The 17,228-nt window shown below is 62.2% G+C and carries 16 protein-coding genes; 4 read left to right on the top strand and 12 right to left on the bottom strand.

Annotated elements, in window-relative coordinates; translation table 11 throughout:
- Positions 1 to 46 precede the first annotated feature (46 nt).
- From AC3WJU_RS11010 to AC3WJU_RS10985, 6 genes are all read right to left on the bottom strand, one after another.
- Entirely contained in the window at positions 47 to 241 is a 195-nt protein-coding gene (locus AC3WJU_RS11010; protein WP_148667707.1) for a hypothetical protein, read from the bottom strand.
- Between the two features lie 121 nt (positions 242 to 362).
- Positions 363 to 1,874 carry an arabinosylfuranosidase ArfA gene (gene arfA / locus AC3WJU_RS11005; RefSeq protein ID WP_059389955.1) on the bottom strand — a complete coding sequence of 504 codons (1,512 nt, stop codon included), beginning with the start codon at positions 1,872 to 1,874 and terminating at the stop codon, positions 363 to 365.
- Positions 1,875 to 1,924: 50 nt separating this feature from the next.
- The gene (locus tag AC3WJU_RS11000; RefSeq protein ID WP_059389956.1) at positions 1,925 to 2,824 is read right to left on the bottom strand and encodes a carbohydrate ABC transporter permease; all 900 of its coding nucleotides are present in this window, start codon (positions 2,822 to 2,824) and stop codon (positions 1,925 to 1,927) included.
- Positions 2,821 to 3,807, bottom strand: a complete 987-nt coding sequence (locus AC3WJU_RS10995) for a carbohydrate ABC transporter permease (protein WP_492259865.1) — start codon at positions 3,805 to 3,807, stop codon at positions 2,821 to 2,823. Before AC3WJU_RS10995 ends, AC3WJU_RS11000 begins: the two co-directional genes overlap by 4 nt.
- Positions 3,808 to 3,883: 76 nt before the next feature.
- Positions 3,884 to 5,236 carry an ABC transporter substrate-binding protein gene (locus AC3WJU_RS10990; RefSeq protein WP_492259864.1) on the bottom strand — a complete coding sequence of 451 codons (1,353 nt, stop codon included), beginning with the start codon at positions 5,234 to 5,236 and terminating at the stop codon, positions 3,884 to 3,886.
- Between the two features lie 222 nt (positions 5,237 to 5,458).
- On the bottom strand, positions 5,459 to 6,469 hold the full coding sequence (locus AC3WJU_RS10985) for a LacI family DNA-binding transcriptional regulator (RefSeq protein WP_492259863.1): 1,011 nt from the start codon (positions 6,467 to 6,469) through the stop codon (positions 5,459 to 5,461).
- Between the two features lie 132 nt (positions 6,470 to 6,601).
- Here AC3WJU_RS10985 and AC3WJU_RS10980 point away from each other — a divergent pair, with 132 nt between their 5' ends.
- Positions 6,602 to 6,979: a low affinity iron permease family protein gene (locus tag AC3WJU_RS10980; RefSeq protein WP_059389959.1), complete on the top strand. Its 378-nt coding sequence runs from the start codon at positions 6,602 to 6,604 to the stop codon at positions 6,977 to 6,979.
- A gap of 31 nt (positions 6,980 to 7,010) precedes the next feature.
- On the opposite strand, the gene AC3WJU_RS10975 is transcribed toward AC3WJU_RS10980, so the two are convergent.
- Positions 7,011 to 7,235: a hypothetical protein gene (locus AC3WJU_RS10975; RefSeq protein WP_148667708.1), complete on the bottom strand. Its 225-nt coding sequence runs from the start codon at positions 7,233 to 7,235 to the stop codon at positions 7,011 to 7,013.
- 134 nt (positions 7,236 to 7,369) lie between these two features.
- Here AC3WJU_RS10975 and AC3WJU_RS10970 point away from each other — a divergent pair, with 134 nt between their 5' ends.
- Positions 7,370 to 8,551, top strand: coding sequence for a low temperature requirement protein A (locus tag AC3WJU_RS10970; RefSeq protein ID WP_492259862.1), 1,182 nt, complete (start codon positions 7,370 to 7,372; stop codon positions 8,549 to 8,551).
- A gap of 53 nt (positions 8,552 to 8,604) precedes the next feature.
- Here AC3WJU_RS10970 and AC3WJU_RS10965 read toward each other — a convergent pair whose 3' ends face one another.
- From AC3WJU_RS10965 to AC3WJU_RS10950, 4 genes are read right to left on the bottom strand one after another with little or no spacing between them, the layout of a single operon-like run.
- Positions 8,605 to 10,014, bottom strand: a complete 1,410-nt coding sequence (locus tag AC3WJU_RS10965; protein WP_492259861.1) for an aldehyde dehydrogenase family protein — start codon at positions 10,012 to 10,014, stop codon at positions 8,605 to 8,607.
- Between the two features lie 53 nt (positions 10,015 to 10,067).
- Positions 10,068 to 10,604: a hypothetical protein gene (locus tag AC3WJU_RS10960; RefSeq protein WP_492259860.1), complete on the bottom strand. Its 537-nt coding sequence runs from the start codon at positions 10,602 to 10,604 to the stop codon at positions 10,068 to 10,070.
- A gap of 18 nt (positions 10,605 to 10,622) precedes the next feature.
- Positions 10,623 to 12,137: an APC family permease gene (locus AC3WJU_RS10955; protein ID WP_284989072.1), complete on the bottom strand. Its 1,515-nt coding sequence runs from the start codon at positions 12,135 to 12,137 to the stop codon at positions 10,623 to 10,625.
- Positions 12,134 to 14,065 carry a primary-amine oxidase gene (locus tag AC3WJU_RS10950; protein WP_492259875.1) on the bottom strand — a complete coding sequence of 644 codons (1,932 nt, stop codon included), beginning with the start codon at positions 14,063 to 14,065 and terminating at the stop codon, positions 12,134 to 12,136. The genes AC3WJU_RS10955 and AC3WJU_RS10950 overlap by 4 nt, the downstream gene beginning before the upstream one ends.
- A 133-nt stretch (positions 14,066 to 14,198) precedes the next feature.
- Here AC3WJU_RS10950 and AC3WJU_RS10945 point away from each other — a divergent pair, with 133 nt between their 5' ends.
- On the top strand, positions 14,199 to 14,834 hold the full coding sequence (locus tag AC3WJU_RS10945; RefSeq protein WP_059389965.1) for a TetR/AcrR family transcriptional regulator: 636 nt from the start codon (positions 14,199 to 14,201) through the stop codon (positions 14,832 to 14,834).
- Here the strand turns inward: AC3WJU_RS10945 and AC3WJU_RS10940 are convergent.
- Positions 14,831 to 15,847: a LacI family DNA-binding transcriptional regulator gene (locus AC3WJU_RS10940; protein WP_284989071.1), complete on the bottom strand. Its 1,017-nt coding sequence runs from the start codon at positions 15,845 to 15,847 to the stop codon at positions 14,831 to 14,833. The two genes, AC3WJU_RS10945 and AC3WJU_RS10940, sit on opposite strands and share 4 nt — an antisense overlap.
- Before the next feature lie 210 nt (positions 15,848 to 16,057).
- Here AC3WJU_RS10940 and rhaI point away from each other — a divergent pair, with 210 nt between their 5' ends.
- Positions 16,058 to 17,224, top strand: a complete 1,167-nt coding sequence (gene rhaI / locus AC3WJU_RS10935) for an L-rhamnose isomerase (protein WP_492259859.1) — start codon at positions 16,058 to 16,060, stop codon at positions 17,222 to 17,224.
- Positions 17,225 to 17,228 lie beyond the last annotated feature (4 nt).

Below are 17,228 nucleotides of genomic sequence, written 5' to 3'. Positions count from 1 at the left end.
CGGGCTAACGGCGCGTTGCCGTTAACCCGGGTTTTTCCGTATCTCTTTATTCATGGAACTTCTCACGCGCCTCGCGCTGTTGGCGTTCGAGCTTGGCTTCCGCTTCGGTCCTCCGCTGGCCGACGATGCGCATCTGGTGGGTGGTCGGGTGTTCGTATTCCTCCACGAAGGCGCCCTTTTCCCTCGGAAGGTAATGGCCGGGAGCCGGGGACGCGAGCTTTTGGTCTTCGTTTTCGCTCATGTCAAAATCGTCCCACCGGGCGGCGGCGGGCAAAAGGGGTTCGGCCCATAGTGCCGCAAGTGGAAGCGACATCCCGGTCTTCGGACCGGGATGTCGCTTGCCTTCTCACGAATTCACAAAGTCAGCCGAGGTTCAGGGCCGTCCAGGAGACGGGTGGCAGGGTGATTTCGACGACGCCGTCACGTACTACGGCACTCTTATTCGGGTGCAGCCCGACGCGGTTCGGATCGTTGAGCGTGTTCTTGGCGTATACATCCGCGTCCGAGAGCGTCTGCGCATCCAGGACGATCGCGCTGTCAAGAGCCGTGAGGTCGATGGTGACCGTTGCCTCTTCAGTCCGTGATCGGTTGACCAGGAAGACCGACGTCGCAGCGGCGTCCGCGTCGTAGGTCGCGACCGCGTCGATGAGCGGGACGGCACCGTAAGCGTCAGTGCTGTACTTGTCCGCATCCAGCCTCACGTCCAGGGCGACGCCCTTGGCCAGTTTGGAGGTCAACGCGAACGGGAAGAACGTGGTCTGTTTCCACGCGGGACCGCCGGGTTCGGTCATGATGGGAGCGATCACGTTGACGAGCTGCGCCAGGGAGGCGGACGTGACACGGTCGGCGTGCTTAAGTAGTGAGATCAGGAGGTTGCCGAAGACGACGGCGTCGGCAACTGAGTACGTGTCCTCAAGCAGTCGCGGCGCCTTGGGCCAGTTGTCCAGCCCTTCGATTTTGTCCACGTTATGGAACCGTTCGAGGTACCACACATTCCATTCGTCGAAGGAAATGTTGATGGTTTTGGCGCTCCCGTTGACAGCTTTGACGTGGTCCGCCGTCGCCACAACCGATTCAATGAAGTGGTCCATGTCGGTGGCGGAAGCAAGGAACGAGTCCAGGTCACCGTTCTTTTCTTCGTAGTAGGCGTGGCAGGAGATGTAATCAACGTCCTCGTAGGCGTGGGTGAGTACCACGCGCTCCCATTCTCCGAAGGTGGGCATATGGGCGCTCGATGAGCCGCAGACCACAAGTTCAACGGAAGGATCAAGCTGGCGCATTGCCTTCGCGGTCTGCGATGCGATTTTGCCGTAGTCGTCGGCAGAGCGATGGCCCAACTGCCACGGGCCATCCATCTCATTGCCGAGGCACCACATTTTGACGCCAAAGGGCTCCACCCGGCCATGAGCGGCCCGGCGGTCCGACAGCTCCGTCCCGGAGCGGATGTTGGAGTACTCCAACAAGTCCAAAGCTTCCAGCGTGCCGCGGGTGCCGAGGTTGACGGCCAGCATGAGTTCGCTGCCCACCTTCTCAAGCCAGGTGCTGAACTCGTGCATGCCGATCTCGTTGGTTTCGGTGGAGTGCCACGCGAGGTCGAGTCGGTGGGGGCGCTGTTCCTTGGGCCCAACGCTGTCCTCCCAGCGGAACCCGGAGACGAAGTTGCCGCCCGGATAGCGGATGGTGGAAACACCGAGTTCTTTGACGAGCTCGATCACGTCAGTGCGGAAACCGTCGGCGTCGGCGCTGGGGTGACCGGGTTCGTAGATGCCGTCGTAGACACAGCGTCCAAGGTGTTCAACAAACGAACCGAAGAGGCGGGGATTGACTGCGCCCACTGCGAATTGTGGGTCGATCGTAAGGCGTGCGGAAACCATGGTCTGCTTTCGGTGAGAAGGAGCGGGAAATGAAGAGGTGCTTCAAGGGGCTATTTGAGGCTGCCGAGTGACAGGCCGCCCTGCCAGTACTTCTGCAGGGTGAGGAATGCCACCACGAGGGGAATGATGGAAATGAACGAACCGACGACGATCAGGCTCCAGAGCGAGTGGCCGCCCCCGTTGTTGGACGAAGCCAGCTGCTCCCAGAGCCCTATGCCCACGGTGAGCGGATAGAGCCTCTCCGTGGACAACATGGCCAAGGGCAGGAAGTAGTTGTTCCAGGTCCCAACGACGGAAAGCAGCAGGACGGTCACCAGCGCCGGCCGAAGCAAGGGCAACGAGACTTGGAAGAAAGTGCGGAGTTCACCGGCTCCGTCCACCCTTGCCGCGTCGAGCAGCTCGTCTGGAACCGCTTCTGCGGTGTAAACCCGCATCAGGTAGACGCCGAAGGGGCTAAGCAGCGACGGCAGGATGACCGCCCACACGGTATCGGTCAGCTTGAGGTTGGACATCAGGATGAATGTCGGGATGACCAGCGCCGTCATGGGGACCATCACGGCACCGAGCAACAGTGCGAACGTAAGGTTCCGGCCCCGGAACTTGTACTTGGCAAACCCATAACCGGCCAGGACCGAGATTGCGGTCGCTCCCAGACCGCCGCTGACAGCGTAGAGAAGGGAATTGCCCAGCCACTGTACGTACTCCCCGCCGTTGTAGGCGAAAAGCTCCTGAATGTTCGCTATCAGGTTGAAATTCTTGTCGAACCACATAGCGCCGGACGAGCCCGCGAAAAGTCCTTGGGCGTCTTTCGTGCTGGCGACGAAAAGCCACCAAATGGGAGCCAGGAAATATAGGACCAGGACGCCCAGAAAGGCATGAGCCACCACGTTGCGCCGCCGGGGCCGCGACAGCCGGGTTGCGGCCGGGAGATGTGTTGTCAGCGCACTCATGAGAGGTTGCTCCCTTTCTTGCGGGTGGCGAACATGAAGATGTACACCGCGATGAAGACGACGATGCCGAGGGAGAAGGATATGGCCGAGGCGTAGTTGAACTGGGCGTATCCAAAGGCCAAATTGAACGCGTAGATGTTCGGGGTGAAATCCGGGGTGATGCTGCCGTTGGCTACCGGCCCGAGGATTTGCGGCTCGGAGAAGAACTGCAGCGTCCCGATCAGCGCGAAGATGAGAATGAGCACAAGTGCCGAAGAAACCAGGGGGATCTTGATGCGGAACGCAACCTGCCTTTCGGAGGCCCCATCAATCTTGGCGGCCTCGTAGAGGGTCGGATCGATTCCCTGTAATGCCGCGTAGATGATGATCATGTAATAGCCGGCCCATTGCCACGTCACAACATTGAGAAGGCCGTAGAAGACGTTGTCCTGGCTGAGCAGGAAGGGCGCGGAGGCGTGGAACAGGGAGAAAAACTGCTCGAGGGGGCCGAATGTCGGACTGTAAAGAAAGCCCCACATCAGGGCACCAATGACGGCCGGCACTGCGTACGGCAGGAAGATCATGAGCCGGGAGAACCTTGCGAGCCGGGTGGTGAGGTGGTCGAGCACGAGGGCGGCTGCCAGGGAGACGGCCATCTGGACCGGGATGAGGACCAGGGAGAAGCGGACCACGAACCACACACCCTTGAGGAACTGTGGATCCGAGAAGGCGCGGAGATAGTTCTCCAAACCGCTGAACCGCGTCCCTGTCGCCAGGCCCTTGGTGAACAGGCTGAGGTAGAGGGCGTAGGCAAGCGGAGCAAGAAGGAACGCCACGAAAACTATTCCGAACGGTGCGATGAAGAGCCATCCGGTCCTGGCCCGCCGCGCATTCATCTTGTCGCTGCGGGAGCGGGTCCTGCGTTCGGGCGGGGGCGCGGAATTCACTTTGTCCGGGGTGGAAGTGCGTGGCAACGACGTCACCGTTGACCCGTGAACTGCCATGAGCTGTCCTGCAACTTTCTCTTGATCGATTCCGCCCCGTTCCGCCCACCCGGGGCCGGCGGAACGGGAGGAGCTGTCAGTTGACTGTGAACCCTTGGCTCTTCGCGTAGTTCACCATGATGCCCTGCAGCTCGGTGGCTGCTTCGTCCCCGCTGACTTTGCCGGCATTGATCTTGACCGTCTCTGCCTGCAGTTGCGCGTAGTAGTAGACGCTGAACGGGCTGTAACTGAATCCCTTGTAGGCATTTTCGGCCGGTATGTAGATGTCCTTGTTCGCGGTCTGTCCGCCAAAGAAGTCGACGGCGTTGTTGGTGAACGCGTCCGACTTCAACACATTCTGGTTGAGCGGGAAGATCGTTTGGGTCTTCCAGCCGTCCGTCAGCGAGGCGTCGTCGGCGTAGAGGCCCTTGGCGACTTCGGCGGCGAGCTTCTGGTCACCGGCCTGTGAGGTGACGGCAAAGGTGGATCCTCCCCAGTTCACGGAGACCGGGTTGCTTGCATCCCATTGGGGGAGGGGGGCCGCAGCGAATGTTCCCTTCTCGTTGCCCTTACCCACTCCGGACCCGGTGAGGTAGCCGGGAGCCCATGCGGCCGAGATGTACGTAGCGTACTTGCCGCCGATCATTCCTGAAATGTAGTCGGTGGTGAACTGGTCCTGGGTGGCGACCAGGCCCTTCTTCACGAGTCCCGCCCAGTAGTTCAGCACGTCCTTGGCCGGCTGGCTGTCGAGGTGGATGGAGATGTTCTTCTGGTCCGCCAGGTCATAGGTGAAGGGAACGGCGCCCTTTTGGGCCATGAGGGCGGTCAGGGCGGCGGGGACATTGCTGCCAAGGTCTCCGAAAGCAGGGCCGCCGGCGTCCTTGACCTTCTGCGCGGCCGTTTCGTACTCGGCCCACGTCGTCGGCGGCTTGATGCCGTACTTGTCCAGGATGTCCTTACGGTAGATCATGGCCATCGGCCCGCCGTCGACCGGGATGGCGTAGACCGAATCGCCCTGCGAGACGTCCTTCCAGGAACCCGCGCTGAAGTTCTTCTTGACGTCTGCGGCGCCATACTTGCTCAGGTCCACAAGCGCGTTCTGCAATTCAAAACCCGTCAGCTGGTCAGCCTCGAGCATGATCACGTCAGGGGCTCCCTTGCCGGCCTGTATGGCTGTTTGGAACTTCGCGTACTCCGGGCCACCCTGGCCGGCCACGGTCCAGCAGACCTGGACATCGGTGTGGGAGTTGTTGAAGTTGTCGACGACCTTGGCCATGTTGGGGTACCACGCCCACACGGAGACCTTCGGAGCATCGGAATGGACAATCTTGTTCGTGCAATTGGTGGTATTGGAGCCCGCACTGGCGGCATCCGCGCCACCACTGCACCCTGCCAGTGTGGCGGCAAGGGCAGCGGCTGACACTGCTGCGGCGATTGCTTTCTTGTTCACGTAGTTTCCCTTCGGTCGTGCATGGACGTCGTCGTCGGAGGTGGAGCAGCGAGGGCAGGCCGTCTTCCAGCCAATGGATGGTGGTGGGACTTGGACGGACTCGGCGGATGGGGACAAGAGACATTTCCGAGCTTTTACATCGATGTAAGTAATCGTTGTAAATCCATGATGATGTGACCGGACTTACATGTCAAGAAGAAATCCGACGGCGTCTTCGGCGGGCTAGATCGCCGTGGATTCCCGGCTGATGACCTTGAACCCGGCTTCAAACTCGCGGGCAGGCGTCGCTTCGGCCGCGCCGTCGATTCGTTCCAGGAGCATCGCGACGGCGGTCTCGGCGATCTCCCGACGGCCCGGATCTATGGTTGACAACGTCGGGAGTGAATACCGGGTTTCGTCGATGTCGTCAAAGCCGATGATCGCCACATCCTCAGGGATTCTCAGTCCAGCATCCTGCATGACACGCATCGCCCCTAGGGCGATGGAGTCGTTGAAGGCCACGACGCCGTCGAACTCCAGCCCGGACTCCAGGACGTGCCGCATTGCCTGGGCGCCGTCGGAACGGTGCCACGACTGGACATCGATTGCCAGTTCGTCCCGGTAATCCAGCCCCGCCTTCTGCAAGGCGCGGCGGTAACCTTCCAAGCGAAGCCCGGCTGAACCGATGACTTCATTTCGGTGGGCACCAAAAGCGAGTAGTTTCGTTTGTCCGCGTTGGAGGAGGTGGTCGGTAGCTGCCTGCGAAGCCTCGATGTTTTGCATGGTCACGTGGTCCGTGGGGCCGTGAAAGATCCGCTCACCCAGGAGGACCATGGGAGTCGGAATCTCGATGAGGCCTGCGTCTTCCTGGCTCAGGCCGAGCACGCTGTACAGGACGCCATCGACCATTCGCATCCGGGGGCCATGCAGGATCTCCAGCTCGCGCGTCCGGGAGCCTCCGCTTTGCTCGATGATCACCACTTTCCCGCGTTTTGAGGCGGCCGTCATGACGGCATCGGCGAGCTCGGCAAAATAGGCATTCTTCAGATCCGGGATGATGAGGCTGATGACATCCGTGCGTCCGGACCGCAAGCCCCGGGCCGAGAGATTCGGCTGATAGCCGAGTTTCTCGATGGCCAGCAAAACCCGCTCGCGGGTCTCGGCTTTGATGTTTGGATGGTCATTGATGACGTTCGATACGGTTTTGATAGACACATCGGCCGCCAGGGCCACATCCCGCATGGTAATTGCCACTTTTCCTTCTTCCGCGCACGTCAGCGACCGTCCTTAGCTGAAGATTACAACGTTGGAAAGCGTTTGGGCCGAAACGGCACCGAGCTGCAGGATGGGTAGGTGCCAACCCGGTAGTGGGTGGATGATGGCTGGATGAGCGAAGACAGCGGTTCCCGTCCGGATTTTTTCACCCGGTTCACCACCAAGGTGGCCAAAGTTCTCGGCCACGCCTGGGTGTTCAGCGCGGCAGTAATCATCCTCATTGTTTGGGCGTTTACGGGACCACTCCTGGGATTTTCGGATACCTGGCAGTTGGTCATCAATACCGGCACGACCATCGTGACGTTCTTGATGGTCTTCATCATCCAAAACACCCAGAATAGAGACAGCGCCGCCCTCCACGTGAAGCTCGACGCCGTGATGCGTGAACTCCGGATCACCAACTCCAAGCTTTATCAAGCTGAAGACGAAGGCGAGAAGGAGCTCGAGGAGCAGCGCCGACGCATCGAGCAGGAGGCCGAGTCCGATTAACCGGATCGGGGTCGTGGAGTGCTGGCGGTTCCTACATGAGCCACTGGACCGAGACGTTCATCGCGAGCAGGGCATTCGTCAGCGGCGCAAGTATCGACTCGTCGGCCTCCATGCGGTGCAGCGTCTCGAGGAATTCATCCACCTGGATGTTCGTGAACCCGCCGTCCCGGAGTTGCTGGACGGCAAGCTCGGTATTCTGCTTCCGGGTGTTGCTGAATCGAGGGGTTACCTCTGGCTGTACCGGTTCCGAATCCATTGACTTTGCTTGCCCCCGCAACCTATCCCTGTCGGTATGACGCTCGCGCACACCGTATTCCTGCATTACGAATGCTACTATCTCGCGGGCCGGACTGGAGCAACGGCAAGTCCGGCAGCCAATAGCATGGGTCAATGATGGATAAGTCGTCGGTTCCTGGCGCGTTGAAACACGAGGTGGCCCGTGACCCTCGCCGCGTCCACTGGATGGAATTGTTCTTCGACCTCGTCTTTGTGGCTTTCGTCGGGCAGCTTGCGCGCGGGATCCACGGCGACCCCGGATGGGCTGAGTTCGGCACCTTCGTTCTGCTTTTCTTTCCGGCGTGGTGGGCTTGGGTGAACATTGTCTCCGTAGTCAACCTCCTGCCAGGTTTGTCGTCCCGGGCTCTGGGCGTCGCGATGCTCGCGGCGATGGCGGCGGCGAGCATCATGGCCGCCGCCGCGCCCGGTGCCTTTGGAGAACGCGCTTGGGCCTTTTCGCTGGCCAATGCCGCCATTCGCGTGGTTCTGCTGATCTTGTGGCTGTACCAGCACCGTGAAAATTCGGCCGAATTTCCGTGGCGGATTTGGATCTACAACGGCGGCACGGCCGTCCTCTGGCTCATCTCCGCCTCCTTACCTCTCCACATTGCCGTCGTTCTGTGGGCCACCGCGATCGTGGTCGAGATTGGCATGATGGCGCTTAGCGCCCGCCTTTGGCCTGACCGCGGCATCGCTGGCATCAACATCGAGCACGCTTCCGAGCGGCTTGGCTTGTTCGTCATCATTGTGCTCGGCGAGTCCATCTTCACGATCGTCACCGAGGTGTCTGACGATTGGGGCCCGGGCGCAGGCCTGCTCGGTGCGCTCGGATTCCTCGTGGTTGCCCTGCTCGGCTGGGCATTCTTCCAATACGGCACGGGGACAGTCACGGCAGGGCTCGAGCGACTGCAGGCCCGGTCCGATTTCGCCGGGATCCTTCAGACCACGTTGTTCATGCCGTTTCTTCTGGTTTTGGGGGTAACTGCAATCGCCGGGGCCATTGCGACGACCATTCCAGCCCCCTATGAGCACTTGCCCTTCGGTTCCGGGATTTCTCTCGGGGGAGGTCTGGCCCTCTTCTATGGTTGCAATGCGATCGTGTCGCTTCGCTACGGTCAGCCTCCGCGCGCGGTGCTGCCGTGGGCGGTGCCGACCGTGGTGATCGCCGTGTTGCTCATACCGGTGAGCGCTGTGGTTCCCGCCGCCGTCGCGTTGGCCCTCGCAGTGGTTGTCCTGCTCCTTGTCACCGCCTACGTCGAGATTCAGAGGCGACGGCGGCAGGCCCCAACTAGCTGACAGTTGTTGTCGTTCTGGGGCTTCAAAACGACAACAACTGCTAGTCAGTTGGGTCAGCCGTTGATCACCTGGGGGACCCCGAGGGCTTTGAGGCCTTCGACGCCGAATTCCAGGCCATAGCCGGATTGCTTGGCGCCGCCGAAGGGGACCCGCGGGTCGACGTTGCCATGTTTGTTGATCCATACGGTTCCGGCCTCAAGGCGGGCGGCAACGTCACGGGCAGCGTCCAGGTCGGAGGACCAGACGGAGGCGCCGAGTCCGACGTCGAGCGCGTTCGCCATGGCGACGACCTCGTCCACGGTGCCGTAGCGGATGATGGGCAGGGCCGGGCCGAACTGTTCCTCGGCGACGAGGGGGTTGCTGTTGTCGATGTCGGCTACGAGGGTGGTGGGGTAGAAGTTGCCGGGCTGGCCGTCGTCGGGGTTGCCGCCGAGCAGGATGCGGGCGCCGGAATCGCGGGCGGCATCCACGAGCTTCGCGACGATGTCGAACTGCTGCCGGTTCTGCAGCGGTCCCAGCACGTTCGCCTCGTCCAGACCAACCCCCATGGGCATCGCGGCGGCAACGGCAGCAAGCTCGGTGCACACTGCTTCATAGAGGGAGTCGTGGACGTAGAGGCGCTTGAGTGCGGCGCAGGTCTGGCCGGTGTTGATGAAGGCACCCCAGAAGAGTCCTTCGGCGATGGCTTTGGGGTCTGCATCGGGCAGGACGATGCCGGCGTCGTTGCCGCCGAGTTCGAGAGTGAGCCGCTTTACCGTGTCCGCGCTGGAGCGGATGACGGCCTTGCCGGTGGCGGTGGAACCGGTGAACATGACCTTGCCGATGGCCGGGTGTTCGGCGAGCCGGGCGCCGACGTCCCGGCCGCCGGAGACCACCGTGAGGAGGCCTTCGGGGAGTTCTTCGTTGATCACGGCGGCCAGGGCCAGCACGGACAGGGGTGTGTATTCGGAGGGTTTGACGACGACGGCGTTGCCCATCCGGAGGGCGGGGGCGATCTGCCAGATGGTGATCATCATGGGCCAGTTCCAGGGGCCGATCGCGCCGACGACGCCGATGGGCCGGTAGTGGAGTTCGGCGCGGGTTTCGCCGTCGTCGACGACGGTTTCCACCTCGAGCGGGGTGGCGGCGGTGGCGCGGAGCCAGGCCGCGCAGGCGCCGACTTCGAAGCGGGCGTTGGGGCCGTTGAGCGGTTTGCCTTGCTCGCGGGAGAGCAGCCGGGCAAGTTCCTCGGCGGAGCGTTCGACGGCGTCTGCCGCCCTGAGGAGCGCGGCGGAGCGGACGTCGTGGCCCAGAGCGGCCCACGCTGGTTGGGCTACCTGGGCGGCGGCGACCGCGCGTTCGAGGTCGTCGACCGTGTGAACCGGGGCCTCGCCGACAACGGTGCCCGTGGCGGGGTCGATAATGGTCCGGCTTTCGCCGGTGGTCGGGGTGATTGAAGCGAGGAGGGCGTCGTAGCTTTCCAAGGGTTTACTCCACTCTGAGTTGGTAATGGTTTCTATGGACAAGGCACTTGCGGTCAGACGGCCATCAGGATCATGGCGCCCAAGGCGCCCGCCGAAGAGATCGCCTCAAGCGATGCAGACGCGTGACGACGGTGTCCGCGGCCATTTGGTCGAAGGGTTCGGGCGGCCAGGGCGATTGAGTAGGCGATGACCGCTGCCGCGAGGGCAACTGCCAGGGCCGGATTCGCTCCACCGAGTCCTGAATGCGCATGTGCTTGGTGTACAGAACTTGACGGGACAGTGGGAAGGGTTGTGACGAAAATGGCGAACATGGCCACCATGGACAAGGAGCGGTGTATTTCCATGCCGCCCCGGCGATCCTTGGGCAAGAGCACCAGCGGAAGAGGGGACGTGAGGAGCAGGAGAAGGCCCCACACGACGCCCGGCACAATGCCTGGCCCGACGGTTGTGTCCGCCATCGCAATGAGCATGAGTGCCATCGGCCCCCACTGGCTAAGGTTCCTGACCAATCCTTCACGCATCGGGCTCCAGATTCCGAGGGCACAGCAAGCGAGCATGACGATCGAAAGGGTGGTGTGCATGGTGTTCACCGATCATCAGTCCCGGCGCTACACGTCGTCTTCGTCGCCGAGATGGACGGCCGCCGGCCCCTCCTCGCCGTGACCGATCCGCCGATACACGGCCGGGTTGCTCCGGCGGAGGCGGAACGCCCAGGCGATCCCCACCAGCCCGGGCACGATGATCGTGGCAGGCAGGACGAGCGTCAGCGCATTGGTCTCGTTTTGGCCGAGCAGTACGTTGAAGTTGACCACGATCAGCACGAAGATCGCCGCAAGGAGCACGAACCCCAGGGCAGGGGCGATCAGGCGGGTCCAGATTCCAGCGTCATGCCTGTTCTTGCGGAAGAACCCAATGACCGCCAGCGAGACAACGGTCATCAAGAGGACAAGTCCCATGGCGCCGTCGTTCGTCAGCCACGTGAACATGGTCAGGACAGGATAGAGGTCGCCCAGCGATGATCCGGTCCCCGCGATGGCGAAAGCCACCGTGACCACGACGGCGATCACCGTCTGGGCGATCGACCCGGCGTAGGGGGCGCCGCTGTGCCGCCGTACTGCGCCCAGCTTGCGCGGCAGGACTTGTTCCCGGCCCAGGGAGAAGAAATAGCGGGCTGCGGCATTGTGGAAGCTGACGAGAGCTGCGAAGAGGCTGGTGACGAAGAGCAGGCGGGCCAGGTCGGCGAGAAGTACGCCGGCATGGTCGCTGAGGAAACCGAACATCAGGTCCGGTCCTTGTTTCGCGGAAGCGTCCACCACTGCGGACGGTCCGGTTCCGACCGCCATGGCCCACGAGGAAACAGCGTAGAACAAGGCGATGATGGCCACCGCGGTATATGTAGCCCGGGCGACAGTGTGCTTGGGGTCCTTGCTTTCCTCGCCGTAGATCGCGGCCGATTCGAATCCCATGAACGCCGCGATGCCGAAGGAAAGGACCGCCCCGACGCCCGGCACGAAAAGGCTCTGCGTGCTGAGCGGCGCTCCGCTGACTCCCTCGGGGGCCACGGCAAAGGAGACGACGTCGTAGACAATCACCACGAGGAACTCCAGGCCGACGAGCACCCCGAGGACCTTCGCTGACAGGTCCACGCGGTTCACGCCGAGGAATGCAACGACGGCGATGCAGACAAGCACCGGAATCCACCACGGGACGGTGATGCCGAAGCGTTCGTTGATCAGGCTTGAGACGGTGAAGCCGAAGAGGCCGTAGATGCCGACTTGCATCAAGTTGTAGGCCATCAGGGCCACCATGGAAACCCCGACGCCGACCGGCCGGGAGATGCCCTGCGCCACGTAGGAATAGAAGGCGCCGGCGTTGACGACGTACCGGCTCATGGCCGCGTAGCCGACGGCGAACACGGCGAGGGTTCCGCCGAGCAGCAGGAAGGACAGCGGCACGCCAGTGACTCCGGTGACGGCAAACGTCGTCGTCACGCCGCCGGCGAGGACAGTGAGCGGAGCCGAGGCGGCGATGATCATGAAGGTCACCGCAGGGACGCCGAGACGACGTCGATGATGATGAGGTTGGCCCACCTCAGTGGTCTCTTTCCCGGTTGTTAAACTCATTTCTGGGCCTCCATGTGGCAGTGGCCGCCTGCGGCGGGTTTCGACGGCGGAACGTCGAGTACGGGGCTCCGGTCGAAGAAACCTTCGGGGCGGAGTTTGAATCCCACCGTGTCGACGGGCATGATCGGCCAGTCCTCGGGGCGGGGGAAGTGGGTCAGCCCGAAGGTGTGCCATACGACGATGTCTTGTCCGTCGATGTCCCTATCGCGGGCGATGTAGGCCGGCAGTCCGGCTCCTCCGGAGTGCTGGTTGACGAAGTCGCCGCTGGGGTAGCGCTCGTTCTCGTCATAGCGGGTCACCCATAGGTCCTTCGTGGCGAAGGCTGCGCGTTGGGCGATGGACGATTGGGGATCGGCGAGGAGCATGGGATGGCCTTGTCCGTGGAGCTTGTATCCCACGGGGTCGCCCAGGCGGTTGAGTGAGTCGGGATTGGAGATGATCCAGGCCCGTCCCGCCGCCATGTCAGACTCGCGCACGGCCTCCGACTCGCTCTTGAGCACCGTCCGACGGCGGGCGAAGGCGTTGCCCCGTTCGTTGCCTTCTCCCATCGGTACGCGGACGGCGTCCTCTTCCTCGACCCTGTTGCCTAGGCCGTCGATCGCGAAGTCCAGCCGGGCGCTGAAGAGGTGCTGGTGGAAGGGAGCCCCAAGGCCCGGGGCGAGCTCCGAGGCGTACGGGTAGCCCTTTCCGGGGTGGGCGCTCGTGAAGACGACGCCGGTGGCCTTGGCTTCGAACTCGATGGTGCCGTCAAGGTAGAGGTACCAGTAGAAGCCGTAGTCGTAGTTGCCGATAGTCGTGAAGAAGCTGATGACGAGCCTGCGGTTCCGGCGGGTGTAGTTCACGCCGCTCCAGAGGTCGCTGTGCTTGGCGAGGATGCTCCAATCCTCTTCGTGCATGCATATTCCGTTTCGGATTTCCCGTGGCCGGCCGAACGCGTCACTGACTACCGGGCTGAGGTAGGTGATTTCGCCGAGGCAATCGCAGCCGAGTTCGAGCGAGTTAGCGTATTGGCCCACGAGGTATTCGCCGGTATCGAAGTAGTTCTGCCAGGAGCGCACGGGTGAGGGGTCGCCGTATGGCACCACCATTTCGGCGATGGAAGCCCGCTTGAGGATGCTGCGACGGCGATCGACGTCGTCGAACGCTACATTGTGCAAAACGACGCCTTCCCGGACATCGAAGCCGATGTCCAGGCTCCACTTCTCCCACTCGACGTGGTTTCCATTGTGGACGGTGAAGCTCGGACCTTCCGGCTGGGTGATGTGGATCGGCTTCTGCGTGGTGCGCATCGGTCCGGTCAGCTCCGGGTCCGTAAAGTTGCCATGTTCTGCCGGCACCGGGACGGCGCCGAAATCCAGGACCTGGTCCACCGTCTTGCTGACGACATCAACGTAGGCAACCAGCCCATCCACGGGGTGGGCCCAGGCGCTGTCCTCGCGGAACTCCTGGACGAATGCCAAGCCGCGCAGAATCCGGCGGCCTTTCTCCTCGGGGTACTCGAAGACGCCGGCCGAAAGGGGAGCAACCCTGACTTTGCTGACGTCGAGGTTCCGGTCAGCCAAGGCCTTGAGCCACCGCTCGTCCTGGGCGAGGATCTCTTCGACCACCTCGAATTCTTCTTCGATGACCGGAAGCTCGCCCGTCACCGAGGTGTCAAGATCTACCTTCGAGACGACTTCCTGGTGTGTCACGGAGACCACGACGTCCTGTGCCGCACCGCTCAAGACGTTGTGCAGGAACGCCCTGAACCTGCGGTCCGGAGTCTCCGTTTCGCCCGCTCCTGAATCGCGAGGGGGGTCAAGGAGGCCAAGGTAGGCGATCCGGATGGATCCGTCGAAGAGCCCGGCGTCGGCCAAAATGCCCCTGACGGCCGTGATGTCTTCGGCACTGGTCAAGGCATACGGAGACAGTCCGGCAATCTCAGCCATGTCGGCGATTTCTGGAGAGGAGGTTGTGCTCATGGAAGGCCTTTGTGAGTGGCGGTTTATTTTCTATGTGTGTAGAGAATAGCATCGTGTAATCTAAGTCACAACGGTTGTAGAAAAAAGATTTGGGGAAAGAGTGCCGAAGATCGTAGACCACGACAAGCGCCGGGTGGAGCTGGTCGAAGCCACGTGGCGGATCATCGCAAGCCGGGGGATCGAGGGTGCCACGATGCGCGAGATAGCAACGGAAGCGGGCTTTGCCAACGGCGCGCTCAAGCCGTACTTCCCCACGAAAGACGATCTCTTGACGTTTGCTTTCGGCCACGTCTTCAACCAGACGAATAGCCGCATGAGCGACTCCACCGCCGGCCTGCGGGGACTGTCGGCGTTGCGCAGCTACTGCCATGAAATATTGCCGCTCGACGCCGAGCGGCTAAACGAAGCGCGAATCGCGATCGCCTTCTGGCAGCGCGCACTGACGGACCCGGCGAAGGCCGCCTTGCATGATTCCTCGATGGAGCAATGGCGTGACGCCCTGTTCGACAAGCTCCGTGAAGCCAGGGAACTCGGCGAACTGAAAGAAGGTCTCAACGACGACGACATCGTCGGCGGGATCATGACGTTTGCGCTCGGTGCCCAGATCACGGCCACGCTGACGCCGGAACATCACTCGGCGGATCAGCTTCGGTCCCAACTGGAGACCTACATATCGCTCATTTCATCCGAAAAGGGCGATCTGGTGCCGACGGCCGGATCGAAGGGATCCGCTTAGCGGCGCAGGGTGCTCTGCCGCGCCACGAGCTCCGGCGTGAACACCACTTGGCTGTGCACGTGGCCGGGTTCGGCGTCGATTTCGTCGAACAGGAGTTGGGCGGCACGCTCGCCGATCAGCTGCCTCGGTTGACTGATGGAGCTGAGTGGGATGCTCGACTGCGAAGCGAAATCGATGTCGTCGAACCCGACGATGGCGATGTCCTCGGGCACGCGGAGCCCGTTCGCGGCGAAGGATTGCAAAAGCCCTAGGGCTAATTGATCGTTGGCGGCAAACACGGCATCCGGGCGCTTGTCAGGTTGGAGATTCCCGATAAGATCTCCAATCCGGCGTCCGCGTTCGAATTTCAGATCGGGCGTTTCGAATAGTTGAAGCGGGACTCCGGCACGTGCGGCCGCGTCGGCGGCACCCCGGTATCGGTCCTCGACCTGCTGCAGGGTGAAGGGGCCGCCGACGAATGCAGGACGTACCGAGCCGACGCTGACGAGATGCTCCAGGGCAGTGGCGCCGCCGGCGACGTCGTCCACCGAAACCGAGCAGAACTGATCCGTGCTTGCGAGCCTGTCGACGAGTACAGAAGGGATACCCCGGTCGCGCATTCTTTCCAGCCGTTGAAGAACTTGTCCGAACGGCGTGATGAGGACGCCTTGGACCCGCTGCTGCTCGAAGAGGTCCAGATAGGCCTCCTCGCGGCCGGCGTCTTCGGCGCTGTTGGCCAGTATCAGGGAGTGCTTGTGGTCTTCGGCGACGTTTTCAGCGCCCAAAGCGACATCGGTGAAGAAGGGGTTTCGCACGTCCAGCACCAACATGCCGAGGCTCCTGGTGGAGCCGGACCGCAGTGAGCGGGCTGATTCGTTCCGCACGAATCCCAGCTCTTCGATGGCGGCAAGAACGCGGGTCCTCTTGTCGAACGAGACTTGGTCCGGACGGTTGAGGACATTCGAAACTGTTCCGACCGAAACTCTGGCAAGGGCGGCGACGTCAGTCAGCTTTGCTCCCGGGCCGCTTGGCACTCTCTACCTCCCAATTGATGAATCGAATCAAACCGCTTGATCAATATTACGTGGTTCGATCGGCGATCTCCGGGATTGACTGTTGACACGCCATGGAAGCAGGCCCTACCGTGTGAGTAGGCTCTTGAATGAAACGATTCAAGACGGAATTGATTCAAAAGAAACGCACTGCTGTTCGAAGACGACGCACAGGCAACAGAAGGAAAAACCATGAACACGACGGAAGCGGCCCTCGGCCGCCTCGGCGAATTGGCCATCGAGGTCCCGTCCTGGGCCTACGGCAACTCGGGCACGCGATTCAAGGTGTTCGGCACGCCCGGCACCCCGCGGACCATCCAGGAGAAGCTGGCTGACGCCGCGAAAGTCCACGAGCTGACGGGTCTTGCACCGACTGTGGCACTGCACATCCCGTGGGACAAGGTGGACGATTACTCCGCCCTCCGCGGGTACGCGGCGGACCTTGGCGTCGGGCTGGGGACCATCAACTCCAACACGTTCCAGGACGACGAATACAAGTACGGCTCCCTGACGTCCTCCGACGCCGCGGTGCGCCGCCGCGCCATCGACCATCACCTGGAGTGCATCGAGATCATGCACGCCACGGGTTCCCGGGACCTGAAGGTCTGGCTGGCGGACGGCACCAACTACCCTGGCCAGGATGACATGCGCGGCCGGCAGGACCGCCTCGCGGAATCCCTCCAGGAGATCTGCGCGGGACTGGGCGGAAACCAGCGCCTGGTGCTGGAGTACAAGTTCTTCGAGCCGGCTTTCTACCACACGGACGTTCCGGACTGGGGTACCTCCTATGCCCAGACGCTGGCCCTGGGGGAGAAGGCCTTCGTGTGCCTGGATACCGGCCACCATGCCCCGGGCACCAACATCGAGTTCATCGTCATGCAGCTGTTGCGCCTGGGCAAGCTCGGTTCCTTCGATTTCAACTCGCGCTTCTACGCCGACGATGACCTGATCGTCGGTGCCGCGGATCCTTTCCAGTTGTTCCGCATCATGCACGAGGTCATCCGCGGCGGCGGCTTCGGGAAAGATTCGGGGGTCGCCCTCATGCTGGACCAGTGCCACAACCTGGAAGAGAAGATCCCGGGCCAGATACGGTCCGTGCTCAACGTCCAGGAAATGACGGCACGCGCCCTGCTCATCGACACGGACGCGCTCACCGAAGCGCAGCGCGAAGGCGACGTCCTTGCCGCCAACGGCATCTTCAACGATGCCTTCTACACGGATGTCCGGCCGGTCCTGGCCGAGTGGCGCGAATCGCGCGGGCTCCCGGCCGATCCGATGACCGCGTTCAAGAACAGTGGCTACCAGAAAAAGATCAACGAGGACCGCGTGGGCGGCCAGCAAGCCGGATGGGGCGCTTAGGCAT

It is taken from the genome of Arthrobacter sp. FW306-1B-F12A (genome assembly GCF_058781865.1).
This window is presented reverse-complemented; position numbering and strand designations above follow the sequence as displayed.